The organism is Pseudomonas sp. 14P5.3.2 (assembly GCF_057799175.1).
In genome coordinates this window covers 24,822-49,352 of sequence record NZ_JBYOKU010000021.1, presented here as the reverse complement: position 1 = coordinate 49,352, position 24,531 = coordinate 24,822, and the positions used below count along the sequence as shown (strand labels likewise).

Genomic DNA, 24,531 nt, shown 5'->3' with positions numbered 1-24,531 from the left:
TGGGGCAAGCGAGACGCTTGCAGGACACCTTGTGCCTGTAGACGCCTGAAATCTGAAAACAGCCACTAGTTAAGTCAAAAAACCGTGCACAGTCAAATTTATGGCGCACATGTCTGGATTAACTGGAGGTTAATTAACCAAACAGATGGTAAACCTTTGCCGCCTTCTGCGCTTGGGTGATCTGCGACATCTCGTTGGCTATCGCCTGCCGCTCACCCATCGCCGCCTCCAGAAGCTCCTTGTACACGTGGAGCAGCTCCTCAAGGTTATTGCGCAAGGCCTCCTCATCCAGCGAGGCCTCGGCCATGACGTCTTCCATGCAGGAACGGCAGGCCAGATCCAGCTCGCCAATGGCCTCCCAGTTACGTTCGGCCAGCGCGCTGACCAACGCTTCACGGGTATCTGCGATTCGCTGCAATACAAGACTCATGGTGCTCTCCTTAAAACTGGGGGCCTGGCGGAGCGATGCCGTCCCAGCCTTCCTTTACGGTGCGCAGCAGGCCCGCGACCTCATCGAGAATTCGCGGGTCGCTGTCAATATTGGCCTGCGCCAGCCGCTTCATCATGTAGATGTAGAGCTGATTGAGATCAGCGACCGAATCGGCGCTGTTTTCCAGATCCAGACCCTCGCACAAACCGCCAATGATACCGATGGCCTTGCTGATAGCCGTACCCTTGGCAGGGATGTCTTTGCGCTCGATGGCACCCTTGGCCTGAGCGATGCGCTCCAGACCACCTTCCATCAACATTTGCACCAAGCGGTGCGGGCTCGCTTCGGATGTCTGGGCGTGTGCACCGACTTTTTGATATTGCCGAAGGGCTAACATTGGGTTCATGTTCTACCTCATTGCCACAATGACTCGTATAACCAGTGTATCGCCAACGAATCACAGAACTTTAGATCAAAAGACAAAAACCCGGCGCACGCCGATGAAGCGTAGCCGGGTTTTTGTCGTTCTTACGGGTTACTTCGCGGATTGCTGAGCGTTCAGCGAGCTGAAGAACGACGTAATGTTACTTGCCGTCGCCTTCATTTGCCCGACCAACAGGTCCATGGCGTTGTATTTGGCGGTCAGCGTCGCCGTCAGGCTCGTCACGTGCAAGTCCAACGCTGTCTGCTGCTTTTTCAGATTCGCCGCAGCGTTGGTCAAACTGGTGCTGCGCTGATCGAGCAGCCCGGTACCCGACTTGATGTACGGATCAACCGCACTGCTCATGCGCGCCAACAGACCATTGGTGGCATTGGTGCCGGAGAACATCTGCTGAACCTGACCAGACATGCCCGGAATACTCATACGATCGTTGAACACCTTGGTATCGAGGGTCAACTCACCGGTTTCCTTGTCGGTCAGCACACCCATCTGCGCCAGGACGGCCAACTGCCCGGTCCCCGCAGAGCTCTGGGTCAGCTGCGAACGGATATCCGCCATCAGCGAACGCGGCAGCGAGTCACCGGTAAACGCAGCAGAAACCGTCAGGTTGCCATCAGCGTCCGCGGTCGCATTGGACAGGGTATCGATGGTTCGCTTGAGCGTGTTGTAGGAATCCATGAACGTCTGCAGCGACGTCTGGATGCCTGCGGTGTTGGTTGCGACGGTCACGGTTGCGGGCGTCGGAGTCCCACTGGCGTCTTTAGGGCTTACGGCAGCGAGGCTCAACGTCATTCCGCTGATTGCACCTGTTACCGTGTTGCTCTTGCTGGTAACGGTCAGACCGTCGATGGTGAGCGATGCGTCCTGAGCCAAGTCGCCAACGGCGCCCGAGGCACCTGCCGCAGGACTGGCCCCCATTTTCTGAGTACCGTCGATCTCGAGACCCGCGATGCCACTCACCTGCAAGTCCATGCCTGCGCCGGTCTTGCTCGAGTTGATCACCAAACGCGAAGCGCCGCTGGCGTCGGTCACGATGTTGGCGGAGATACCATTGCTCGCCTGCGCGGTGTTGATCGCATCCCGAGTGCTCTGCAAGGTGGCATTGGCCGGAATCGCAACATTGTAATCAATGCCATTCTGACTGATTTTCAGAGTACCACTCGGAATGGCACTGGTGGCGCCGCCAGCAAAAGCAGCACTGGCTACTTTCGAGCCGGTTGCCAGTTTGTTCACGATAACGCTATAGCTGCCAGGTACTGCAGTACTGTCGGACGTTGCACCGAGTACCGTCGGCGTATCCGAAGTCGCGGTATAACCGGCAAACGCAGGACTGGTCGCCTTGCCCAGATCAGTCATCGACTTCTGGAATGCCGCCAGCGCACTTTTCAGCGAGCCGACACCGGAAATCTTCAGCGAGTTGGTTTTTGTCTGAGTATCGATCTGCGTCTGCTTGGCAGACTTGTCGGCGTTGACCAGCGCGGTCACGATCGCGCCGATGTCCAGGCCGGAACCCAGTCCGGAACCCGGTAGAATTGGACTTGCCATGTGCATCTCCCTTCAGATTGTTGCCATTCTTTTGACCGTTAACAGCGTCCTGAGAACGTACAAACATTATTCATGCCAGCTATCAGACTTTGGCGTCGAACAACACGTGACTCGCGTTGGCGAGGCTGTCTGCCAGCTTCAGGGCTTCTGCGGAGGGAATCTGTCGAACGACTTCACCCGTCTCGCTTGCGATCACCTTGACGATGACCTTTCCGGAGTGTTCGTCGATAGAGAACTCCAGATTGCGCTTGATCGACTGTACAAACTTTTCGATCTCCTGCACCGCCAGTTTCAACTTGGCATCATCCGAATCCTGACTCTTTTTATCAGCGACCGGAGCATCCACCTTGGCAACGACTGGCGTCTCTGACGGTTTGTCAGCAACCGGTGCTGCTGGCTTGGGAGCCGGATAAGACACGTTAAGCTTTACGCTCATGTCCATGCTCATCACCCTCTAACGTAAAAAGGCGAGAGAGCGCGACCAGCGCACTCCCCCGCCCGAACTCAATCCGAAATTACTGAAGCAGCTTCAGTACAGCGGATGGCAGTTGGTTGGCTTGAGCCAGAACAGAGGTCGAAGCCTGCTGCAGAGTTTGCTGCTTGGTCAGGTTAGCAGTTTCTGCGGCGAAGTCGGTATCTTGTACACGACCCTGTGCAGCAGTGGTGTTTTCCACGATGTTCTGCAGGTTGGAGATGGTGCTGGTCAGACGGTTTTGCGAAGCACCCAGGCTGGCGCGCTGTGCACCGATGGCAGCGATAGCGGCGTCGATTGCAGTGATCGCGTTGTCGATGTTCTGCGAAGCAGAACCAGTACCAGTACCGGTAGCACCGGTCAGAACTACAGTACCGCTACCTACGGACAGGCTGACGGCGTCGAACTTGGAGCTCAGTACCAGGTCGATGTGGTTAGCCGAACCAGTGTTTGCGCCAACTTGCAGGGTTACAGTACCAGCCGAACCGTCCAGCAGGTTTTTGCCGTTCAGGTTGGTCGAAGCCGAGATACGGGTGATCTCGTCGGACATCTGAGCGAATTCAGCGTTGGTTGCGGTCTGGTCAGCAGTGCCGTTGGTGCCGTTACGTGCTTTAACAGCCAGTTCACGCATACGTTGCAGGATGTCGGTGGTCGCTTGCAGGCCGCCTTCAGCTGCCTGAGCAACGGAGATACCGTCGTTGGCGTTCTGGATAGCCTGGTTGCCACCACGGATTTGCGAAGCCATACGGTTGGAGATCTGCAGGCCAGCGGCGTCGTCTTTAGCGCTGTTGATTTTCAGGCCGGAAGACAGGCGCTGCATCGAAGTCGACAGGGCGTTGGAAGCGTTGTTCAGGTTTTTCTGAACGTTCAGCGACGTGGTGTTGGTGTTTACTGTTAAAGCCATGACGAATTCCTCGTTGGTTGGGTACTGCGGCTTCCGGCCCTGGCAACCGCCTGGTGTGGCCTAGAGAACCTTCGTAATAGTTATCGTCGGGTTGGCAGGTTGCTTGAGGGCTTTTTGAAAAAAATTTGCCATCACCCTGCCACCCCCGAGAAAACAAGGGCTTAGCGCCCTCCCACCTGCGAAAAAATGACGCCATAAAACCGACCCGCGCGTAAAGCCGCGGGCCAGTGCGCTCGGTCAGTGTGCCGATCGTGCTTTTTGCAACAGTTCGATCAACTCATACTCCATCCAGTCCGCCAGCCCCAACCAGTCCTGACGTTCCTGACAAGCGAGCATGTGCGTGAGTACAAAGGCCCAGTCCTGTTGAATCGGCGCAGGTTTGGCTATCAGCAACTGCTGCGCGCCCTCGAATACATCGACCATATCCAGCGCCGCCTCGACATCACGTCCCAGGCGAAACAACCCGGCGCACTGACGGCATTCGCCAACGCACTGCTCAATCGTCGTCATTGCACAAACTCCTGATTGAACTGCGTCCCGGCGATCAGTGCGCCCGCCCGACTGCTGTTGAAAAACTGTACCTGCGGATGTGCGGCGATATAACGCTCCAGTACGCACAGATAGCCGCGAAAATTCAGCTGGGTGCTGACCCGCTGGCCATGGCCGTCCTGCACCCAATGCCGCGCCTGATCAACACCGGGGCCCAGATCACCGTCATTCCAACCGGCATGGGTCTTGTTCATCGGGAACGCGAAGTCGGCGCCAAACAGGGTAATACGCGAGGCGCCCATCTTCACCGCCAGGTCCACCGCCGGATGAATCACGCTGCCACCGACATGCAGTTGTCCGCGCGGGTATTGCTCACGCAACGCGGCGTACACCGGGCTGGCCGAGTAACCGCCATAGCGCTTGCCCTTCCAGGCGGTCAGCACTGCAGGATCGCTCATGGGCAGATACACCAGCGGGATGCCAGCGGAGTCCTCGAACGGCAAATGCCGGAAGCTGATGCGCTGATCAATGGTGACCACCAGATCCGGGACGATGCCGTGCTCGCGCAGCGGCCGGTAAGCGGTATCGACGCACATCAACAATGGACGTTCGGCCTGCGCGTGCACCGCCGCCAGACGCTGGAAATGCCCTTCCAGGGTCGGCCCGGTGCCGATCACATAGATTTCCCGGCCATTGGCGGTCCCGAACAATTGCGCCACATCGTCATCGCCCAGCAACACCGGCAGGCAGTCCTGCAAGCGCTGTTGAATGAACGGCAAGTTTGGATCGAACTCGCGATTGTTGAAGCTCAGGTGCACTTCGCTGACCAGCCGATCGCGGATCTTCGCGTTGAAGTCATCAGCCAGCAGCATCTCGGCCGGCAGGGCGAAAAACGGTGTGCAGATGTCTGACAGATCACCGGCATAGAACAGCTGCACACGCGGATCTTCCAGCCATTGACGCTGATCGAGCAGTTGCAGCACCAGCGCGAACAGGGCGCCGTTAAGCACATGCACGTACAACCGCTCAAGCCCGTCACGCTCCAGCAACACGACCGGCAAGTCTCCAAGACCGGTGCCGTAAACGTGCAACTGAGGTTTTTCCGGCAGACTGGCCGCCTGAACGCGCGCCTCGTGGACCCGGTCGTGACGACTGGTGAGTTGAATCCCGTTAACGCTCAGTGTCGAACCCAGGCCCTGCACCAGTTCGGCGTCGATGACCGCACTGTCTTCAGCCACCAATCGTGCGAACAGTGCCGGCCAGCGCTGCTGGATAACCTCGGCGTTGGCTTGGAAAAACTCGCTCATGCCGGCTCGCGCTCCCTTCAGGCAAAAAAATAGCGTTCAAGGGTAACCCTGAACGCTATTTTTGTATCCGCCGTTTTTGACCGGACTCAAGGACGATAGATGATCGCCGAGCCCCACGACAGACCGACACCGAAACCGCTCAGGGCAACGCGCTGCCAGTCGGAATCGAGTACATGCTTTTCCAGCAGCAACGGAATGCTCGACGATACGGTGTTACCGGTCTCGACCATGTCCTTGATGAACTTCTCCGGCTCACCTTCGAAACGCCGCGCCACCGCATCGACAATCGCCGCACTGCCCTGGTGAATGCAGAAGGCGTCGATGTCGTCAGCCTTGAGGCCGGAGTCGTCGAGCAATTCGTGCAAGTGCGCCGGGACTTTGAGCAGCGCGAAGTTGAACACCTGACGACCGTTCATGAAGAACACGCCATCGGTGACTTTCAGGTGCGGTGCGCCGGAACCGTCGGTGCCGAACTTGGCCTTGCCCAGCGCCCAGGAAGGGTCTTCGCCCATCCAGGTGGCGGTGGCGGCATCGCCGAAGAGCATGGTGGTGTTGCGGTCTTCCGGGTCGACGATTTTCGAATACGGGTCAGCGGTGATCAGCAGGCCGTTCTTCAGACCGGCGGCTTCCATGAAGCCCTTGATCGCGTAGATGCCGTAGACGTAGCCGGAGCAGCCCAGGGAAATATCGAACGCCGCAACATTGGTCGGCAGACCGAGTTTGTCCTGGACGATTGCAGCAGTGTGCGGCAGGCCTTCTTCATCACCGTTCTGAGTGACGACGATCAGTGCGTCGATCGATTCACGTTTCAGTTCAGGGTTGCTGGCAAACAGCGCATTGGCCGCTTCCACGCACAGATCGGAGGTTTCCTGTTCAGCGTCTTTGCGCGGCAGGAAGGCCGAACCGATTTTGCCGAGGATGAATTCTTCATCCTTCTCGAATTTTGCACCTTGTGCGTAATTGTCCACGCCGGCTACAGGAACGTAGCTCGCAATGCTTTTTATGCCAATCATTACGGCTTCCCAATAAAAAACAGCCCAAAACCACCGCTCGCAAGGATTCGAGGGGCGCCGACAAACAGAAAACGGCCGCCACAAAGGGCAGCCACGGGGAGCGCAAAGGGCTATCACTGGAACCGATACACGGCCAGGCGCCATCTCCCCGGTCAATACAATACAGTGAAGATGCGCGTTATGACTCGCAGGTCACGCTATTTTGCCGAATCGGTTGCAGATCGGGTTATTCGACCAACGACCAGTCCAGCGGCGTGCCGCGTTTGATCGCCTGACGAGCGCGACGACCGAGGACGGCGTCGGTGTGCTTGGGCGGCAGACCGAGACCGGGGCGAATGGCGCGCAGATTGGCGGCGGTGAAGGGCTCACCGGCGGCCATGTCGGCGGTGACGTACAGCGAACGGCGATAAACCAGCGACTTGCGCTCGGCCTCGGTAACGCCGTAATGCACCTGGCCCATGGCCTGCCAGGCGCGCTCGGTTTCGACCACCAGACTGGCCAGCTCCGCAGGTTCCAGCGAGAAACTCGCGTCGACCCCACCTGCCGAACGGTCGAGGGTGAAATGCTTTTCCACCACGGTCGCCCCGAGCGCGACAGCAGCCACGGACACGCCAACGCCCATGGAGTGATCGGAAAGACCCACCTCGCAACCGAACAGCTCACGCAGGTGCGGGATCGTGCGCAGGTTGCTGTTGAGCGGCGTTGCCGGGTAAGTGCTGGTGCATTTGAGCAGCACCAGATCCTTGCACCCCGCCTCGCGGGCGGCACGCACGGTTTCGTCGAGTTCGGCGATGCTGGCCATGCCGGTGGAGATGATCAGCGGTTTGCCGGTCGCCGCCACGCGACGAATCAACGGCAGATCGGTGTTTTCGAAACTGGCGATCTTGTACGCCGGCACGTCGAGGCTTTCGAGAAAGTCCACCGCCGTGTCATCGAACGGCGTCGAGAACGCGAGCATCCCCAGCTCTTTGGCCCGGGCGAAAATCGGTGCGTGCCACTCCCACGGGGTATGGGCTTTCTCATACAGGTCGTACAGCGAAGTACCGGCCCACAGGCTGTTCGGATCCTTGATGAAAAACTCGCCCTCGGTCAGATCCAGAGTCATGGTCTGCGCGGTGTACGTCTGCAACTTCAAGGCATTCGCGCCAGCCTTGGCGGCGGCCTCGACAATCTGCAGAGCCACCTCCAGCGACTGGTTATGGTTGCCGCTCATCTCGGCAATGATGAACGGCGGCGCATCGGCGCCGATCAGACGCTCGCCAATCTTGAAACTACTCATAGCGGTGATCCTTCAAAACCTGGGTGAACGCGCAGGCACTCTGGGTGAATCCGGCGTCACGAAATACATTCAAAGAGGGGCGATTGCGCGGCAAGACCTGCGCGGTAATCGCGCTCAACTGCGGCCAGTGCTCGCGGACGAACACCTCGCCTCGCGCCAGCAGCGCCCTGCCCCAGCCGAGACCGAAACGCCCATCAAGCAGATACAGCGACACTTCGGCCTCAAAGCCGCGCAGGTCATAGCGCAAGACGCCAACCGGTCCGTCATCGGCCTCGGCGATCAACAGCAGGCGCTGCGGGTTGCGCAGACTCGCATTGAGCCAGTTCAGGTGCTGCGGCCATTCGATTGCAGCCGTGTCCAGTGACCAGCGCCGCACAGCCTCGGCATTGCGCCCGTCGAACAGCAACTGCGCATCATCGAGGGTCGCCGGGCGCAGCTTGAGCACCGCACCGGCCAACGCCGCCGCCACGCGCAACGCACCGCGCCCATCCACCAGTTGCCGCGAACGCTCGGCCAGGCTCTGGCGCAGATAAAAATTGTCGACGACAAAACCGACGGCATCGCGCAGTTGCTCGACACTCACCTGCTCGCGGGCGCCCATGAACACATGCGCCCCCGCCGCTGCCATGACTTCGCCGTTGGCCTGCTGATTGTTCGATACCGCGATGCAGATCGTCGGCAGGCCCAGCGCCGCGCGTTCCCAACTGGTGCCGCCGCCGGCGCCGATAAACAGATCGGCTTCGGTCATGCGTTGCTGGAAATCGCTGACGAAACTGTGCAGGCGCCAGTGCGGGCGTGTTTCGGCGAGCGCCTGCATTTGTGTCCATGCCGGATTGTCTGCGCCAGCGACGAAATCCACTTCCAGCGCTGTGAAATCCTTCAGGGCCAACATCGCGTGACGGGTCTGCATCGCCGCGTCGAAACCACCGAAATTCACCAGCACACGGCGGGCCTTGGGTTTGATCTCGATGGCCGGGCAGACGAATTCTTCGCGCAGCATGGCGTAGCGCGGGCCGAGCAAGGTGCGACAGTCGGCGGGCAGCAGTGGCGCGTAGTCGGCGCTCAGGCCGGACAGGTTTTGATTGAGCAACAGATCAACGCTGTAATGCCGCGTGGCGAGGTCATCCACTGCAGCAATTCGTGGCGACCACTGACGGGCCGCGGTTTGCCAGTGATGATCGAGGCCGTAGTGGTCGGCGATGATCCAGTCGAATGCGGCGTGACCTGCCAGCAAGGCGTCCAGAGCGTCGATATCAGCCTGCCACGGCAGCATCGACTCGATGGCCTGCTGCGGATCTTCACCGGGATAGCTGTCGGGCAGCGCGAACGTCTCGAACCCCTCGGCCTGCAGTGCATCCAGTCGATGGCCCGGCAATTGCCGACAGGCAAACGCGACATGACTGCCCTGTTTGCGCAGCACTCGCGCCAGCGTCAGGCAACGGGCAATGTGGCCACTGCCGATAGTCGGCGAAGCGTCAGCGCGGATCAGCACTCTCATTGCAGTTCTCCGCCGGCCTTGAGCGCGGCGTAGAGGTATTCGGCGCGCTTCCAGTCTTCCAGCGTGTCGATGTCCTGCACCAGATGCCGCGGCAGAATCACCGGCAGGCTGGCGCTTGAATACAACACGTCACCGCGCAACCACGCTTCGCTACGGCCCCAGTAAAACTGGCCGGCGTCCTGAAAAGCTTCAGGCAGATCCTGCGAGCGGGTATTGCGAAATTCCGGGTACAACGCGGTCAATGCGCCCTGCCCGTCCAGCGTCAGCGCCCGCTGCACGGGGAAACCAAAGCTGCACACGGAGAACGCAAACGACTTCTGCGGATGCAACTGCAGCAACTCCAACCCCTGACGCAGAAAGCGCGCCTGTAACAACGGCGCCGTGGCGTACACGCAGCAGGCGTAATCGAACGCCGGCAGTTGCTGCAACGCATGCTTGATCACCGCAGCAGTGCCGGTGAAATCATCCGCCAGTTCAGCCGGGCGCAGGAAAGGCACTTGCGCACCGTGGGCCAGCGCCAACTCGGCAATGTCGGCGTCATCGGTGCTGACCACGACCTGTTCGAACAGGCCACTGTCGAGCGCCGTACGGATCGAGCGGACAATCATCGGCACGCCATCGAACGGCAACAGATTCTTGCGCGGGATGCGCTTGCTGCCGCCACGGGCCGGGATGATTGCGACGCTGTTCAAGGACGTTTTTCCAGCAGAAACCAGGTGATGTCGTCCACCGGAAATTGCGGGTCACGGTGATAACCAAAGCCGTAATCGAGCAAGTGCAGATCGGCATAACGATCAAGCATTTCCCCAGCGAAATCGCGCTTGAACAGCTTGCCGCTGTTGCCGCGATAGGACACCTCCACCGGCACCGGGTTGTAGTACTCGGCGATCAGGATGTAGCGCTGGCTCAACGCATACAACTGCGCATAGGCGGTCGGCAGCAGCTCCGGCGCCAGATGGATCAGCACGCCTTTGCTCAGGGTCAGGTCGTAGCTGCGCTCGCGGGGAAAATCGAACAGCGAGCCGTGCCAGATCTGCGCGATGCCCAGTGCCCGCGCCTGAGCACAGGCGCTTTCATTGATCTCGACCCCGAACAACTCACTTTGCGGCAGCAACTGATGCAGCGCCTGCAGGTTGTTGCCGGCATTGGTGCCCAGCTCAACCACACTGTCGATGCGCCCGGCGCGGCTCAGGGCCTTGGCGAACAGCGCCAGATTGGCCGCCACCAGCGGTTGTCCGACGTTGCGATCGACATACTGGTTGCCAAAGTCGCCCTGCCAGAATTTTTCCTGCTCACTCAGATCACGCATTGCACAGTCTCATTCGCCGCCGCAGCGGGATTTATTCGGTCAGCCGGCGCAATTGCTCGACCACATGATCCTGTTGCTCATCGCTGAGCAACGGAAACAGCGGCAGGCTGATCGCCTCGGCGTAATAACGCTCGCCCTCGGGGAAGTCACCTTCGGCAAAACCCATGTCGCGATAGTACGGCTGCAAATGCACCGGAATATAGTGCAGGTTCACGCCGATGCCGGCGGCACGCAAGCCTTCGAACACCTGACGATGGGTCAAGCCGATGCGCTCGGTCTGCAGGCGCACCACGTACAGATGCCACGCCGATTCGGCCTCCGGCTGCGCGCTGGGCAAGGTCAGTGGCAGGTAGGCCAACAAACGGTCGTAACGCGCCGCCAGTTCACGGCGACGGGCAATGAAGCCGTCCAGTTTGGCCAGTTGCGACAGACCCAACGCCGCCTGCAAATCGGTGATCCGGTAATTGAAACCCAGCTCGATCTGCTGGTAATACCACGGGCCGTGGCTGGGTTCGTTCATCTGCTGCGGATCGCGGGTCATGCCATGGCTGCGCAGGCGTTGCAGACGCTCGGCCAGTTGCGGGCGATTGGTCAGGACCATGCCGCCTTCGGCGCTGGTGATGATCTTCACCGGATGGAAACTGAACACGGTCATTGCCGCAAATTCCCCGCAACCCACCGGGCGCCCGGCGTAGCTGGCGCCCACGGCGTGCGAGGCGTCTTCGATCACGGTGAAGTTGTAGCGCTCGGCCAGTTCGGCAATCTTGCGCAGGTCGCAGCTCTGCCCGGAGAACGCCACCGCCACCAACACTTTCGGCAACGTGCCATCCTGCTCGGCCTGATCGAGTTTCGCCGCGAGGGCGAAGGCATCGAGGTTCCAGGTCAGCGGATCGATATCGACGAAATCCACATCGGCGCCGCAATAGCGCCCGCAGTTGGCCGAAGCCAGAAAAGTGTTCGGCGTGGTCCACAAGCGATCGCCCGGGCCAAGGCCCGCCGCGAGGCAGGCAATGTGCAGCGCCGCCGTGGCGTTGCACACCGCTACCGCGAAATCCGCCTGGCACCGTTCGGCCATCGCCTGCTCGAAGCGCTCGATGGTCGGGCCTTGGGTCAGCCAGTCCGATTGCAGCACCTCGACCACAGCATCGATGTCCGCCTGATCAACGCTCTGCCGACCGTAGGGAATCATGCCGACAACTTCGCGTGCAGCTCGGCGATCTGCCCGACCGAGAGGTAGTGCGGATTGGTATCGGAGCGGTATTCGAAATCTTCACTCACCGGCCGGCCATGTTCGCCGAGCTTGTCGATGGAGAAATCGACATCGACGCTGGTAAAGCGGATGGAAGGCTGGATGGTGTAATGGTCTGCGAATTCCAGGGTCATCCGCGCATCGTCCAGAGGCACCATCAGTTCATGCAGTTTTTCCCCGGGACGAATACCGACGTACTTGTGCGGCAGATGCTCGGCCATACCCCGCGCCAGATCGACGATGCGAATCGACGGGATCTTCGGCACGAACACTTCGCCGCCATGCATCCGCGCAAAGCTGTCGAGGACAAATTGCACGCCGTGGTCGAGGGTGATCCAGAATCGGGTCATGCGCTCGTCGGTGATCGGCAACTCCTGCGCACCGTCGGCAATCAACTTGCTGAAAAACGGTACGACCGAGCCACGGGATCCGGCCACGTTGCCGTAGCGCACCACGGCAAAACGCGTTTGTTGTTCGCCGGCAATGTTGTTGGCGGCGACGAACAGTTTGTCCGAGAGCAGCTTGGTTGCGCCATACAGGTTGATCGGGCTGGCAGCCTTGTCGGTGGACAGGGCCACGACTTTCTTCACGCCGTTGTCGATGGCAGCGGCGATGATGTTCTCCGCGCCATTGACGTTGGTGCGAATGCATTCGGTCGGGTTGTACTCCGCCGCCGGCACCTGCTTGAGCGCCGCCGCGTGCACCACGTAGTCGATGCCGCGCATGGCCTGCCGCAGACGGTCGGCATCGCGCACGTCACCGAGAAAGTAACGCATGCATGGCGCGTTGAACGTCTGCTGCATTTCGTACTGCTTGAGCTCATCGCGGGAGAACACCACCACGCGCTTGGGCTGGTATTGCTCAAGCAGACGGGCGATGAATTTGCGCCCGAACGAGCCGGTGCCGCCGGAGATGAAGATCGATTTACCGTTGAACATGTTCGGATTCCTGTCGGCCGGCTCAGGCGAGCAACTGCGCCCAATTGATCGGGGCACTGTCGCCCAGGGTGAAGCCTTTGCCGGTCAGGGCCAGGTTGGCGTTGTAGGCCGGATCCCGGGCGAAGGTCGCGCTCCATTTCTCCCGCAATGCCGCCAATGCTTCGGGAGCCTGCGGCAGCTCGCCGGTGTGCAGCACCTGCACCAGCGGCGTCCACACCGTGAGGTAACCGGCCTGACCGGCCTTGAGGCACAAATCGACGTCGCTGAAACCGTCGGCAAAGGTCACTTCGTCCAGACCGCCGAGCGCGTCGAACAACTCTTTGCGCACCATCAGGCACACCTTCGACACGGCCGAGTAGTTCTGCTCGACGACGAGGCGTTGCATGTAGCCCTCGGTGGTGTGTGTTTCGCCGATGAAGGCCGATCCGACGCCACCGTTCAGACCAAGAATCAAACCGGCCTGAGAAATCTTGCCGTCGCGATCAATCATTTTGGCCCCCACGATGCCGACTTCCGGACGCTGAGCGTGGTTGAGCAAAGACTCGAGCCAGTTCGGATTGACCACTTCGCTGTCCGCTGCCAGCAGTACCAGATACTCGCCCTGTGCCTCCTGACTCGCTGCATTGCACAGTGCCACCTCAGTCAGTGGTCGATCGGCGTACAGCACGCGCACCCTGGCATTCTGCAGAGAACCCAGCCAGTCATTGATCGCAGCCGACAAATGCGGATTGGCCGCAATCAGCACCTCATAACGGGTGTAGCGCGTTCGCAACAACACGCCGTTCAGGCAGCGTTGCAGTTCCGCAAGATCGCCGCCCGCAGGCAGGATGATCGAAACCTTCGGCTGTTCGCAATGGCGGTAATCAATCTGGTAAGTCCCCGGCACTGTCGAGCTGATCCGCGCCTTGTAGCCACGATGACCCAGGTGACGCAGCAAGGCCTGACGCTCGTGGGCGTTTTCTTCCAGCACCGCTGCCTGGGTAATCAACAACGGTTCGTCAAGGTGGGCCAGGCCACCGAGCCCTTCTTGCTCAATGATGCGTAGCAGCAAGTCGAATTCCAGCGCCTTGTGGAAATCCGACTGATAACCGCCAACCTCAAGCAGTACCTCTCGGCGAATCAACCAGTGGCGCGCCATCAACGAAGGAATACTCTGCAGCAGATCCAGATTGAAGCCGGGGCGGAACACGTCAATCAGCGCCCCGCCTTCCTTGCGCTGGACTTCATCGGTGGCAACCGCGTGAACGCCCTCGACGGACATCAACTCCAGGCTGGCACGCAGCAATCCGCTCGACGTGAACTCATCCCCCGCCTGCGCCAGCAACATCCAATCGCAGGGAGACTGCCGAATGCTCTGGTTGAGCCTGTCAACAAAATTGCCTGGAGTGACCCGGACAAAATGCAGAATGTTTTGCGCCGTGGTTGCCGCTGGTGGTTCGCCGGTGGTGAGCACGACAATCTTGAACGCCTTGCAGTGCCCCTCGAGCAGGCTGTCGAGAGAGACCTGCAGTTTGTCGATGTCGTTATCCAGATCAAGCAGGAAAATCCCGAACTGCGGACCACCGCCGTTAGTTGCCAAGTGCTGACGGATTGACTCGAACTGTTGTTCGGAAGGCGCTCGCGCGGCCAGCCAGTTGAGCAGGCGACCCGACGTCATATTGTCAAAGACTGCGCGATGATCGTCGACGCTCAGCGACTCGAGACGGGCAATCCATTCATGAATCGCCGGTGCCGCTTCGGCGTCGCCCAACAGGTCCAATTGCCCCGCCAGACGCTTGAGCACATTTCGATTGAAGGCATTGAGGTCATGCGCCTGCCACAAACGGTCCAGCACACTCTCTGGATTATCGTTATTGCGTGCCTGCAACAGGTGCGTCTGGCGCGCCCAGATACCTTCTAGCCCTTCCAGCTGCATGCGCCCGGCCGGCATGGCGTGCAGCATGAATTCGAACTGTTCCAGACGGTCGAAGAACGCCTGGTTGTAGAACGGCATCTCGACATATTGCAGTGGTCCGAAACGACGATCCGGTACTTTCGAGTGCTGATTCCAGGTGGATTCAAAAATCAACTCGGCAGCCAGAGCCCGGCCGGTCCGCAGACTCTCGGCCATCGCTTCGTAACTCTGTTCGACGAAGGCCTTGGCCTGTTCGGTGTCCAGGCCATTGATCTCGGTCGGCAGCGTTATCAGGAAGTCGGTGAAAGCCTCGCGTTCGGCAACCGACTTACTGTCGACGTAAGTAAGCGAGTGATACACGTCCGTGCTGTGCTCGGAGGCACCATAGTTGATCTCGCGAACCACGTAAGGCATCGGCAGAATCCGCGCCTTGGCACTGGCCAGCAGAAAATACACGTGACCGATTTCCTGCCATTGGAAACTGGTACCCGGCGGCAGCGCCGAATGCCAAGTCTTCATCAGATCGGTACGGGTCACCGCGTAGAACGGCGGGATGTACTGACTCATGTAATCGATGACCCGATCCTGAGCCCGCTCCGACGCATAATCTTCCTGGACCTTCTTGTCGCGGCGGTAGTAACTCACCCCGTGTGCCAGAGACAGGTACATCAGGCAGTAGCCGTGGCACATGCCGTAGTCCTGATTCGCCTGCAGAAAACCGACGGACTCGGCCAGCGAATCGTGCAGGATAAAATCGTCGTCAGCCGCCAGCACCATGTACGGCGTGGTCAGTCGCTCTACACCATAAGCCAGTTTGGACTGCATGCCCCAGTAAGCGAACTGCGGCACATGGTGATAATCGACGGCGGAAAAATCCCCTTCCGGCCGCTCGGGAGTGGAGTCGAGCACCATGATCCGGCAGGGCAAGCTGCTGTAATACTTCACCGCCCGACGCAGGAACGCCGGCCGATTGTGAGTAATCAGCACCACGGTCAACAGCTCGTTGAGCGGTAGCGCCAGTTCAGAACTGTACTTGCCTTGCATAACTTCTCTCCACAACCGGCGACTCGCCGAGATAACGCTTTGGTGATGTTGCGAATTAACGAACGCGACGCAGATAGCCGTCCGGCGCCACGGTGATCAGCAGTTTGTTCTGCAATTGCTGGTCGATCTCGAAATCCTGATTCTCTTCCAGGTACTTCCACACTGCGGTTTTCGGGTTGTCACCCGGGCCCCATGGACGATCCGGGAAGAAATCGGCCGGCATGTCTTCGACCACGGTGTCCATCACCACGCAGTAGCTGTCGACCGAGACCAGCGGCGCGTACAGGCGCAGCTCTTCGAGTACGTGGTCGTGGGTATGGTTGGAGTCGAGCACCAGGATGACCTTCTTGCCTTTGGCCGCAGCCTGCACCTGAGCGGCGATGGCCGGGTCGATGCTCGAGCCTTCGATCATCTTGATGCGCTTGGCCATCGGGTGGCTTTCGATCGCTTCACGGTTGTGCGGGCGGATGTCGAGGTCGATGCCCAGCACTTCGCCGTGACCTTGCAGTTCCAGCAGGGAGGCGTAGTAGATGATCGAACCGCCGTGGGCGATGCCGCACTCGATGACCAGATCCGGCTTGACCTGCCAGATGATCTCCTGCATCGCCATCATGTCTTGTGGCAACTGGATGATCGGGCGGCCCATCCACGAGAAGTGGTAGCTGTACTTGTGTTTGGCCGATTCGTTGAAGAAATCACGGGCCAGGCCAGTGAGTTTCTGGTCGTCACCCTGCTGGGCGATCTGCTCGCGGCATTCGGCTTCGAAGGCTTGGTTGATGCTGTGGTCGGTCATGTTCAAAGTCTCAATGGTCACTGGAACGAAGCGCTATCGACGGCGTGATAGACGTAGCGTCCACCGGTCATCCGCTTGATTTCTTCGAGGTAATTGGAGTTCATCACAAACAGGTTGGCGCCTTCGGGCAGCGCATCCATCGCCTCTTGTGGCGAGGACACCCGCGCGCCGCTCAGCGGCAGATAACGCCCCTGTTTGGCCGGGTTGATATCCACCACACGATCCACCGCGACACCCGCGCGTTGCAGGAACAGCGAATAGATCACGCCTTTGGACGATGCGCCCCAGATCGCCGAACCCTGCTCGGGTGCGGATTGAATGATCTGCACCGCGCGCTCAAGGCTCGCCGTGAAACCGTCCGGCAGCGTCAGGCGTGGCACCGGTTGCTGCGGGGTCAGGCGCAACGTCGACAGGTCGGCGACGATGTACAGGTACTGGCCACCGAACAGGTGACCGGCCTCGTGCACGGTGCCGAACATCCGGCGCAGGTCATCGAGGCGGAAATAATTGACGTGCTCGTAGAACAGGTCGAACCAGGCCTTGTGCTCGAGGATCCAGTCGAAGCACGGCACTTCGATGTAGATCTGCCCGCCCTGATTGGCTTCGGCGATCACCGCCAGAAAGCTCACCGGGTCTTCGATGTGTTCCAGCACATGGCGCAGGACGATGGCGTCCGCCGCCAGGCCGAGACCACGGGTGAACGGCGCCTTGATCACGTCGGCGTTCTCGCCTTCGTAGGCCGGGTCGATCCCGGTGATCGAATAACCGAGGCCCTTGAGCAGTTCGAGGAAGTAGCCCTTGCCGCAGCCGACTTCGATCAGCTCCTGACCCTTGAAGTGCCTGGCGATAATGCCTTCGACGTCGCTCAGGTGCTTCTGGAACTGGCCCGAATGGGCCTGCTCGTTCTGATAGTCAGCGTCATAGCTGAGCTTGTCGGCATTGAACGCGGCGTTGAAGATCAGGCCGCTGCGCTCGTCCTGCACCAGCAGCATGTCGGCGCTGGCCGAAGCCTTGGCCGACTCCGGGTCGGCAAAGGTGCGGTTCTGCAACACCGGCAGGTCGGTAACCCGATACAACTCGTGCCTCATTGCGGCTCTCCCAGTAGCTGTTGCAAACGCTCGGTCACGGCCCAGAACGCCATCGGTTCATGGCTCGGATACGGGTAATGGCCGAGGTTCAGATTCAGTGCTGCACCGCGCTCGCGCAGACGTTGTTCAACCAGTGCGCGCACCGATACCGGTTGGCCACTGGCGCAATTGATCACGCCGTTGAAATCGCGCTGATGCACGATCGTGGCGAGGTAAGCGGCGGCGCTGGCGATCGGCAAAAAGTCCCGCAACTGCTCGCCGCCAGACATGTTGAACGACGCCTCCCCGGCATCGATCGCCCGGTCCAGCGCCGCCAGCAGACTGTTGGGGTTCTGCCCTTCGCCATGCAGATAGAACAGGCGCGCCCACTGCAAGGTGAACGGTTTTTCCTGTTGCAGATTTTGCAAAAACAGATGCAGCGTGTGTTTGGCCAGACCGTAAGGATTGCTCGGCTGCGGCTCGACATTTTCGCTGAGCGGGCCGCTTTGCATGCCGTACTCGAAGCAGGTGCCAGTCACCAGCACTTGCTTCACACCCGCCTCGACCGCGCCTTTGATAAAGCGGTAGTCGGCCATCAGGTTGTGCTCGAAATGGAACAGCGCCCGATAGTTCGGCAAACCCGGCCAAGCCAGGTGCGCGAGGACGTCGATACCGTCGGTGAGCGCCGCAATGTCCAGATCCGCCGCGTGAATATCCGCCGCGACAAATTCGACGTGGTTGATCCACGGCATGGTCGCAGCCGTATCTGAATTGCGCGCCACCGCGCGAACGTCGCAGCCACGCGCCAGCAACGCCGCGACCAGATGCCGGCCGACGAAGCCCGTGGCCCCGGTGACCAGAACTTTCACAGGATTTTCATCTCAGGCACGGCGATCACGAAGCGCCCGTCCCACTGACGCACCTGCGCCAGTTGCTGACTGACTTCGTGCAGCAGGTTCCACGGCAGCACCAGCACGTAGTCCGGTTTTTCGCTATCGATCTGCGCCGGCGCGACAATCGGGATACGGCTGCCCGGCAGAAACTTGCCCTGCTTGTGCGGGTTGGCATCGGCCACCCAGGCCAGCAGGTCGGGTTTGACCCCGGCGTAGTTGAGCAAGGTGTTGCCCTTGGCCGCCGCGCCGTAACCGACCACACGCTTGCCATCGGCCTTGGCCTGCAACAGGAAGCGCAGCAGTTCATGCTTGATGCGTTCGGCAGCCGGCGCGAGGGTCGCGTAGTACTCAGGGGTTTTCACCCCGGCATCCAGCTCGGCCTGCAACTGTTGCTGCACCGCCGACTGCACCGAGCGGCGTTCGCCATCCTTGCGTTGCACGAACACCCGCAGCGAACCGCCATGAGTGCTCAACTGACTGACATCGAACACTTCCAGACCATTGCGCTCGCACAGTGTCTGCACGGCGGTCAGCGACAGATAGGAATAGTGCTCGTGGTACAGCGTGTCGAACTGCGCGCCGGCCATCAGCGTCAGCAGTTGCGGGAATTCAAAAGTGGCGACGCCGGTTGGCTTGAGCAGCGTGGCGAAACCACCGAGGAAATCATTGATGTCCGGCACATGCGCGAGCACGTTGTTGGCGGCCATCAGGTCGGCGCCCCAGCCTTCGCTTTTCAGCTGTGCTGCGCTGTCGCGACCGAAGAACACTTCTCGAATCTGCAGGCCTTTTTCCCGCGCCGCTTGCGCGGTGCTGCGGGTCGGCTCGACACCCAGACACGGGATGCCGCGAGCAGCGACGTACTGCAGCAGATAGCCGTCATTGGCGGCGATTTCGACTACACGGCTGTCGGCGTTCAGCGCAAAGCGCTCGACCATCTCGGCGACATAGCGCTCGGCATGGGCCAGCCAGGTACTGGAGAACGAACTGAAGTAAGCGTACTCGGCGTCGAACAGGCTGTCGGCGCGGGTGTAATCCTCGGTCTGCACCAGCCAGCATTGCTGGCAAACGGCAACCTTCAGCGGCACCCATTGCTCGGCCTGTTCCAGGCGCTCGGCGTGCACGTAGGCATTGGAAGGTGGCGAGGTGCCGAGGTCGATCAGCGGCAGGCTCAGCGGTGCGGCGCACCCACGGCAGTTCATAGACGCACTCCAGCAAAGTATTGATCGAGCGCGGGATGGCTGGAATCACGCGCTGACAAATTATTGACAGGCAACGGCCAGGCAATCGCCAGCCGTGGATCGTTCACCGACAGCCCGCTCTCGTGCTCCGGCGCGTAATCAGCGCTGTGCAGGTAAAGCAGTTCGGCGTCGTCGGTCAGGGTCTGAAAGCCATGAGCGAAGCCGGCCGGAATCAGCAGGCTGCGACCGTCGCCAGCCTTGAGGTGCTCGGCGTGCCAGTGCAGAAAGGTCTCGGAGTCCGGGCGCAGATCCACCGCCACGTCCCACACTTCACCGCGCAGGCAAGTGATCAGCTTGGCTTCCGGGGCGTTGGCATTCTGGTAATGCAGACCGCGCACACTGCCCTTCTCGCGGGTGCAGGAATGGTTGATCTGGCGGATATGAAATTCGCTGCCGAACGCACTCAGGCTGCCTTCGCAGAACAACCGGGCGAAGTGCCCGCGCTGATCTTCGAAGCGTTTGTGCTGGACGCTGAACAACCCGGCCAGCGGCAACTGTTTCAAGGAAAACTCGCTCACAGCGCGCCTCGGTACAGGTTCAGTTGACCGAGAGTGACGTTGCGCATGTCATCGCCGTTCTGCCACGCCAAGTGCCAGTCGAGAGTCTGGGTCAGGCATTGCTGCAAGGTCCAGCGTGGCTGCCAGCCGAGTACCTGACGGGCGCGGCTACTGTCGAGGCGCAACAGACCAGCCTCGTGCAGTTCGCTTTTTTCGATGCGCAAACCGCGTGCCTGCGGCCAGCGACTGGCGAGCAGTTCGACCACTTCGCCGACGCTGCACATGTCCGCCTCGCCGGGTCCGAAGTTCCACGCCCCGGCGTACTCCGGGCCTTGTTCGTAGAGGCCGGCGGCCAGTTGCAGGTAACCGGCCAGCGGTTCCAGCGCGTGCTGCCACGGGCGCACCGCTTGCGGGTAACGCAGGGTCACCGGCTCGTCGGCAGTCCAGGCTTTGAGCACGTCGGGAATCAGGCGCTCCGGGGCAAAGTCGCCGCCGCCCAGCACGTTGCCGGCGCGCGCGGTGGCCAGGGCCAGACCGTGCTCGGCGTACTTGTCAGCCGGGAAGAACGACGCCGCATAAGACTGTGCCAACAATTCGCAGCAAGCCTTGCTGCTGCTGTAAGGATCGTGCCCGCCGAGGGCTTCGTCTTCGCGGTACGGCCACAGCCATTCCTTGTTGGCGTAAACCTTGTCGGTGGTCACCAGCACGCAGGCGCGTACGCAACCGACCTGACGGATCGCTTCGAGCAGGTTCAGCGTGCCCATGACGTTGCTGGAGTAAGTGCCCAGCGGGTCGCGATAGCCTTCACGCACCAGTGGCTGAGCGGCCAGGTGCAGGACGATCTCCGGCTCGGTGTCGGCGATGATTTCCAGCAACGCGCCGAGATCGCGCAGATCACCGCGCTGATCGTTGATCCCTTCGTGAACCCGCGCCAGTTCATACAGGCTCGGTTCGGTCGACGGATCCAGCGAGAAACCGCTGACTTGCGCGCCGAGGCTTTGCAGCCACAGGGTCAGCCAACTGCCCTTGAAACCGGTGTGACCGGTGACCAGCACACGTTTGCCGCGCCAGAAATCCGCGCTCAGGCCCATTGCTTCCATGGGGCCTCCCCGCTCTGCCACAGCGCTTCGAGATGGTTCTTGTCGCGCAGGGTGTCCATCGGATGCCAGAAGCCTTCGTGTTCGAAGGCGTTCAACTGTTCTTCCTGAGCCAGACGCGCCAGCGGCTCGGCTTCCCAGGTGGTTTCATCGCCAGCGATATAGGACAGGACTTTGGGTGACAGCACGAAAAAGCCACCGTTGATCCAGCCACCGTCGCCGCGCGGTTTTTCGGTGAAACCCAGCACCTGATCGCCCTGGCGCTCGAGGGCACCGTAACGTCCCGGCGGCTGCACCGCGGTGACGGTGGCCAGGCGACCGTGCGCTTTGTGGTAATCGACGAGCTGAGCAATGTTGATGTCGGAAACGCCGTCGCCGTAGGTGAAGCAGAACGCCTCTTCATCCTTGAGGTAACGACCGGCACGCAGCAGACGGCCTCCGGTCATGGTTTCCTCGCCGGTGTCGATCAGGGTGACGCTCCACGGCTCGCTGTAATTCTGATGCACGTCCATGCGGTTCTCGCGCATGTTGAAAGTGACGTCGGAGGTGTGCAGGAAGTAGTTGGCGAAGAAGTCCTTGATCGCATAGCCCTTGTAGCCCAGGCAGATCACGAAGTCGTGGATTCCGTGAGCGGAATACTGCTTCATGATGTGCCAGAGAATTGGCTTGCCGCCGATCTCGATCATCGGCTTGGGCTTGAGGTGCGACTCTTCACTGATGCGTGTGCCGAGGCCACCCGCCAAAATAACTGCCTTCATCGTCTCCCCTCTCGTTCGTCACCGGGCTGCGCATGGCTTTTTTGAGCGATGCGCGCCGTCTGGCTAACCCTTTTGCCGCCTGCGGCGTCGCTGCGATGACCGCGAACGCTCGTTTTATGGCGATTTGAGGGGGACTTGCAGGAAACGCGCCAGCTCCGCGAGCGCTGCGTCAGGTGCGCCGCGAGGCATGAAAAAAGGGATGAATCCAGCAGCGGATTCATCCCTTTCCTTGCGTTGCATCAACAGATTGAGCGATCAGCCGAACATGGCGAAGCCATCGACAGTCGCCGGCAGGTCGTAGACCTGGCCGTCGGCAGTCTGCAGGTGCTCGATGGTGTTGAACCCGGCATACCAACCCGCCAGTTTCACGCCGTTGTCCGGCACACCAGTGCTGCCATCGTTGGCGCTGTGCAGGTAGGCGTCGTCGCCGATACGGGTGACGCTCAACTGGCTGGCGTTGGTGATGGTGTTGAGGATCAGCGTGTCGTTGATGTCCAGCCCGTAATCCTGAATCGTTACCAGGCCGCTGGTGTTGACCACGTAAGTGTCGTCACCCTGGCCGCCATAGGCGCTGCCGCCGGAAGACGACTGGCCGGCAAGATTGAGAATCAGCAGATCATTCCCGCCATCACCGTTCAGCACGTAGTTGCTGCCCGTAGCGGTCAGCACATCGTTGCCTTCACCGCCAAAGGCCATTCCACGGCCCAGCGTGATCGTGTCGTTGCCGTCATCGCCACTGGCCCAGGTGAACAGATCATTGCTGGCACCGACGATGACATCATCCCCCGCGCCGCCCGACAGGGAGTCGGACTGCCCGGCCTGATCCAGACCGGATGCCAGGCCGCCATAGATGTGGTCATTGCCATCGCCACCGGTAATCTGGTCGTCGCCGGCCCCGCCCTCGAGGATGTTGTCGTCCGAATTGCCTTGCAGCGAATCGTTGTACTGACTGCCGCGCAGACCTTCGATATCGATGTAGATATCGTAGAGCGCAATTCCGCTCTGCGGCCCCCAGTTCAGAGAGGCGCTCAGGCCTTCAGTGCTGTCGTCGTAACTGACGATGTCGATACCGGCTCCGCCTTCAAAACGGTCGCCACCTGCACCGCCCAGCAACACGTCATTGCCGGCACCGGAAACGATGGTGTTGGCTTCGTCGTTACCGTAGCCAGTGAAGTCGGCAGTGCCGGTATAGGTCAGGTTTTCCACGAACGCACTCAGCTTCAGTTCCGAAAGGCTGGTGAACACGTGATCGGTTCCGCCCATGAAACTGTCGTCTTCCTCGACCGTCACGCCGGCGCTGTTGATCACATAAACGTCATCACCGTGACCGCCTGCGACCGTCACACCGCTGGCGTTCACGGTGAAGCGGTCAGCACCGGTGGAGCCGATGACTTCTTCCACGCTAAGCAACGTATCGCCCGCAGCATTGGTGCCACCGCCGATCACAACGTTGGCCACATCGAACGCGTAACGATAATTCACGGTGTCATGACCGTCGGCACCATCGATGACCATCGAGCCTTGATGGCGATAAATCACATCATCGAACCCCGAGCCCTGAATCGCCTCGATACCGGTAAAGGTATCGCCGTAGGCAATGGTCAGTCCGTCGTAGTTGGTAAAGTCTTCGACGCGCACGCCCTCGAGACTGTCGCTGTAGCTGACCGTATCGTAACCATCGCCACCGACAAAGTGGTCGGCACCAGCGCCGCCCCACAGCCAGTCATTGCCCGCTCCGGCGATGATCTCGTTGTCACTGGCGTTGCCGTAAACCTTGAGATCCCCCGTACCCGTGAAGGTCAGCTTCTCGATAAACGGGTCCATCTTGACCGTGTTGAGGCTGGTGCGCAGCTCGTCGTAGCCACCGTAGTTTTCTTCAATCAGGGTCACGCCTTCGGCGTCGACGATGTACAGATCATCACCGCCGCTGCCGTCCAGCGTCACCCCGCCCACCGAAACGGTAAACGTGTCGTTGTGGTAACTGCCGGCCACCTTCTCCACCGACACCAGCGTATCGACCTTGCCGTCAGGCCCTGCGACCGTTGCCGCACCAGTGCCAAACTCGACGCTGACTCCCGAACCCATTGCGTAATAGTTCGCCGTGTCAAAACCTTCACCACCGTCGAGCAGGTCGGATCCCGCACTGGCCAGCAGTTGATCGTCGGACTCCATTCCATGGAGTTCGTCATTGCCATCGGTGCCCGACAGGACATCCGCTTCACTCGTTCCATTTACTACTGCCATTTGCTTCTTCCTTGCGTTGTTGTCGAATCCGGAAATCGGTCACCTCAGACACGGGCCGGACGGTCTTCGCTGACCGTGCCAATTGAGCGTATGGAAAGGTATCGACAGAAAAATCCCGATGCTTGAGCCCG

General features: G+C 60.2%; 23 protein-coding genes. All 23 read right to left on the bottom strand.

Annotated features, from left to right (window positions below):
• Positions 1-133 precede the first annotated feature (133 nt).
• Complete coding sequence (gene fliT / locus AC27VU_RS17820) at positions 134-430, bottom strand: flagellar protein FliT (protein ID WP_003222861.1); 297 nt, start codon at positions 428-430, stop codon at positions 134-136.
• Between the two features lie 10 nt (positions 431-440).
• Entirely contained in the window at positions 441-836 is a 396-nt protein-coding gene (gene fliS / locus AC27VU_RS17815; RefSeq protein ID WP_103483921.1) for a flagellar export chaperone FliS, read from the bottom strand.
• A gap of 129 nt (positions 837-965) precedes the next feature.
• Positions 966-2,417, bottom strand: a complete 1,452-nt coding sequence (gene fliD / locus AC27VU_RS17810; protein ID WP_488724567.1) for a flagellar filament capping protein FliD — start codon at positions 2,415-2,417, stop codon at positions 966-968.
• Positions 2,418-2,499: 82 nt separating this feature from the next.
• Positions 2,500-2,859 (bottom strand): flagellar protein FlaG, encoded by a 360-nt coding sequence (locus AC27VU_RS17805; protein WP_103521341.1) that lies wholly within the window; start codon positions 2,857-2,859, stop codon positions 2,500-2,502.
• A 73-nt stretch (positions 2,860-2,932) separates the two neighbouring features.
• Positions 2,933-3,793, bottom strand: coding sequence for a flagellin domain-containing protein (locus AC27VU_RS17800; RefSeq protein WP_338801146.1), 861 nt, complete (start codon positions 3,791-3,793; stop codon positions 2,933-2,935).
• Between the two features lie 237 nt (positions 3,794-4,030).
• Entirely contained in the window at positions 4,031-4,303 is a 273-nt protein-coding gene (locus AC27VU_RS17795) for a hypothetical protein (RefSeq protein WP_103483918.1), read from the bottom strand.
• A complete protein-coding gene (locus tag AC27VU_RS17790) occupies positions 4,300-5,589 on the bottom strand; it encodes a motility associated factor glycosyltransferase family protein (protein WP_488724566.1) in 1,290 nt (429 codons plus the stop codon). The genes AC27VU_RS17795 and AC27VU_RS17790 overlap by 4 nt, the downstream gene beginning before the upstream one ends.
• 86 nt (positions 5,590-5,675) lie before the next feature.
• Positions 5,676-6,602, bottom strand: a complete 927-nt coding sequence (locus AC27VU_RS17785; protein ID WP_488724565.1) for a ketoacyl-ACP synthase III — start codon at positions 6,600-6,602, stop codon at positions 5,676-5,678.
• 226 nt (positions 6,603-6,828) lie between these two features.
• Positions 6,829-7,881 carry a pseudaminic acid synthase gene (gene pseI / locus AC27VU_RS17780; protein WP_488724564.1) on the bottom strand — a complete coding sequence of 351 codons (1,053 nt, stop codon included), beginning with the start codon at positions 7,879-7,881 and terminating at the stop codon, positions 6,829-6,831.
• Positions 7,874-9,379, bottom strand: a complete 1,506-nt coding sequence (gene pseG / locus AC27VU_RS17775) for a UDP-2,4-diacetamido-2,4,6-trideoxy-beta-L-altropyranose hydrolase (RefSeq protein WP_488724563.1) — start codon at positions 9,377-9,379, stop codon at positions 7,874-7,876. Before pseG ends, pseI begins: the two co-directional genes overlap by 8 nt.
• Positions 9,376-10,071: a pseudaminic acid cytidylyltransferase gene (gene pseF, locus AC27VU_RS17770; protein WP_488724562.1), complete on the bottom strand. Its 696-nt coding sequence runs from the start codon at positions 10,069-10,071 to the stop codon at positions 9,376-9,378. Before pseF ends, pseG begins: the two co-directional genes overlap by 4 nt.
• Positions 10,068-10,688, bottom strand: a complete 621-nt coding sequence (locus AC27VU_RS17765; protein WP_488724561.1) for a pseudaminic acid biosynthesis-associated methylase — start codon at positions 10,686-10,688, stop codon at positions 10,068-10,070. Before AC27VU_RS17765 ends, pseF begins: the two co-directional genes overlap by 4 nt.
• 31 nt (positions 10,689-10,719) lie before the next feature.
• Positions 10,720-11,877, bottom strand: a complete 1,158-nt coding sequence (pseC, locus tag AC27VU_RS17760) for a UDP-4-amino-4,6-dideoxy-N-acetyl-beta-L-altrosamine transaminase (protein WP_488724560.1) — start codon at positions 11,875-11,877, stop codon at positions 10,720-10,722.
• Positions 11,874-12,875: a UDP-N-acetylglucosamine 4,6-dehydratase (inverting) gene (gene pseB / locus AC27VU_RS17755; RefSeq protein ID WP_488724559.1), complete on the bottom strand. Its 1,002-nt coding sequence runs from the start codon at positions 12,873-12,875 to the stop codon at positions 11,874-11,876. Before pseB ends, pseC begins: the two co-directional genes overlap by 4 nt.
• Before the next feature lie 22 nt (positions 12,876-12,897).
• Entirely contained in the window at positions 12,898-15,813 is a 2,916-nt protein-coding gene (locus AC27VU_RS17750; protein ID WP_488724558.1) for a TIGR00180 family glycosyltransferase, read from the bottom strand.
• A 55-nt stretch (positions 15,814-15,868) separates the two neighbouring features.
• Positions 15,869-16,606 (bottom strand): cephalosporin hydroxylase family protein, encoded by a 738-nt coding sequence (locus AC27VU_RS17745; RefSeq protein WP_400508660.1) that lies wholly within the window; start codon positions 16,604-16,606, stop codon positions 15,869-15,871.
• A 17-nt stretch (positions 16,607-16,623) separates the two neighbouring features.
• Positions 16,624-17,694, bottom strand: a complete 1,071-nt coding sequence (locus AC27VU_RS17740) for a class I SAM-dependent methyltransferase (protein ID WP_400508662.1) — start codon at positions 17,692-17,694, stop codon at positions 16,624-16,626.
• Positions 17,691-18,542 carry an NAD-dependent epimerase/dehydratase family protein gene (locus tag AC27VU_RS17735; RefSeq protein WP_488724557.1) on the bottom strand — a complete coding sequence of 284 codons (852 nt, stop codon included), beginning with the start codon at positions 18,540-18,542 and terminating at the stop codon, positions 17,691-17,693. The genes AC27VU_RS17740 and AC27VU_RS17735 overlap by 4 nt, the downstream gene beginning before the upstream one ends.
• Complete coding sequence (locus tag AC27VU_RS17730; RefSeq protein ID WP_488724556.1) at positions 18,539-19,765, bottom strand: methyltransferase domain-containing protein; 1,227 nt, start codon at positions 19,763-19,765, stop codon at positions 18,539-18,541. Before AC27VU_RS17730 ends, AC27VU_RS17735 begins: the two co-directional genes overlap by 4 nt.
• A complete protein-coding gene (rfbC, locus tag AC27VU_RS17725) occupies positions 19,762-20,322 on the bottom strand; it encodes a dTDP-4-dehydrorhamnose 3,5-epimerase (protein WP_488724555.1) in 561 nt (186 codons plus the stop codon). The genes AC27VU_RS17730 and rfbC overlap by 4 nt, the downstream gene beginning before the upstream one ends.
• Positions 20,319-21,401, bottom strand: a complete 1,083-nt coding sequence (gene rfbG, locus AC27VU_RS17720; protein ID WP_003222822.1) for a CDP-glucose 4,6-dehydratase — start codon at positions 21,399-21,401, stop codon at positions 20,319-20,321. The genes rfbC and rfbG overlap by 4 nt, the downstream gene beginning before the upstream one ends.
• Positions 21,383-22,156, bottom strand: a complete 774-nt coding sequence (rfbF, locus tag AC27VU_RS17715) for a glucose-1-phosphate cytidylyltransferase (RefSeq protein ID WP_103483904.1) — start codon at positions 22,154-22,156, stop codon at positions 21,383-21,385. Before rfbF ends, rfbG begins: the two co-directional genes overlap by 19 nt.
• Before the next feature lie 255 nt (positions 22,157-22,411).
• The gene (locus AC27VU_RS17710) at positions 22,412-24,400 is read right to left on the bottom strand and encodes a calcium-binding protein (RefSeq protein WP_488724554.1); all 1,989 of its coding nucleotides are present in this window, start codon (positions 24,398-24,400) and stop codon (positions 22,412-22,414) included.
• Between the last annotated feature and the right edge of the window lie 131 nt (positions 24,401-24,531).

What these genes read in the sequence shown, in the direction of transcription:
- fliT (WP_003222861.1), bottom strand. Translation starts at nt 430, where the DNA reads ATGAGTCTTGTATTGCAGCGAATCGCAGATACCCGTGAAGCGTTGGTC.
- fliS (WP_103483921.1), bottom strand. Translation starts at nt 836, where the DNA reads ATGAACCCAATGTTAGCCCTTCGGCAATATCAAAAAGTCGGTGCACAC.
- fliD (WP_488724567.1), bottom strand. Translation starts at nt 2,417, where the DNA reads ATGGCAAGTCCAATTCTACCGGGTTCCGGACTGGGTTCCGGCCTGGAC.
- AC27VU_RS17805 (WP_103521341.1), bottom strand. Translation starts at nt 2,859, where the DNA reads ATGGACATGAGCGTAAAGCTTAACGTGTCTTATCCGGCTCCCAAGCCA.
- AC27VU_RS17800 (WP_338801146.1), bottom strand. Translation starts at nt 3,793, where the DNA reads ATGGCTTTAACAGTAAACACCAACACCACGTCGCTGAACGTTCAGAAA.
- AC27VU_RS17795 (WP_103483918.1), bottom strand. Translation starts at nt 4,303, where the DNA reads ATGACGACGATTGAGCAGTGCGTTGGCGAATGCCGTCAGTGCGCCGGG.
- AC27VU_RS17790 (WP_488724566.1), bottom strand. Translation starts at nt 5,589, where the DNA reads ATGAGCGAGTTTTTCCAAGCCAACGCCGAGGTTATCCAGCAGCGCTGG.
- AC27VU_RS17785 (WP_488724565.1), bottom strand. Translation starts at nt 6,602, where the DNA reads ATGATTGGCATAAAAAGCATTGCGAGCTACGTTCCTGTAGCCGGCGTG.
- pseI (WP_488724564.1), bottom strand. Translation starts at nt 7,881, where the DNA reads ATGAGTAGTTTCAAGATTGGCGAGCGTCTGATCGGCGCCGATGCGCCG.
- pseG (WP_488724563.1), bottom strand. Translation starts at nt 9,379, where the DNA reads ATGAGAGTGCTGATCCGCGCTGACGCTTCGCCGACTATCGGCAGTGGC.
- AC27VU_RS17765 (WP_488724561.1), bottom strand. Translation starts at nt 10,688, where the DNA reads ATGCGTGATCTGAGTGAGCAGGAAAAATTCTGGCAGGGCGACTTTGGC.
- pseC (WP_488724560.1), bottom strand. Translation starts at nt 11,877, where the DNA reads ATGATTCCCTACGGTCGGCAGAGCGTTGATCAGGCGGACATCGATGCT.
- pseB (WP_488724559.1), bottom strand. Translation starts at nt 12,875, where the DNA reads ATGTTCAACGGTAAATCGATCTTCATCTCCGGCGGCACCGGCTCGTTC.
- AC27VU_RS17750 (WP_488724558.1), bottom strand. Translation starts at nt 15,813, where the DNA reads ATGCAAGGCAAGTACAGTTCTGAACTGGCGCTACCGCTCAACGAGCTG.
- AC27VU_RS17745 (WP_400508660.1), bottom strand. Translation starts at nt 16,606, where the DNA reads ATGACCGACCACAGCATCAACCAAGCCTTCGAAGCCGAATGCCGCGAG.
- AC27VU_RS17740 (WP_400508662.1), bottom strand. Translation starts at nt 17,694, where the DNA reads ATGAGGCACGAGTTGTATCGGGTTACCGACCTGCCGGTGTTGCAGAAC.
- AC27VU_RS17730 (WP_488724556.1), bottom strand. Translation starts at nt 19,765, where the DNA reads ATGAACTGCCGTGGGTGCGCCGCACCGCTGAGCCTGCCGCTGATCGAC.
- rfbG (WP_003222822.1), bottom strand. Translation starts at nt 21,401, where the DNA reads ATGGAAGCAATGGGCCTGAGCGCGGATTTCTGGCGCGGCAAACGTGTG.
- rfbF (WP_103483904.1), bottom strand. Translation starts at nt 22,156, where the DNA reads ATGAAGGCAGTTATTTTGGCGGGTGGCCTCGGCACACGCATCAGTGAA.
- AC27VU_RS17710 (WP_488724554.1), bottom strand. Translation starts at nt 24,400, where the DNA reads ATGGCAGTAGTAAATGGAACGAGTGAAGCGGATGTCCTGTCGGGCACC.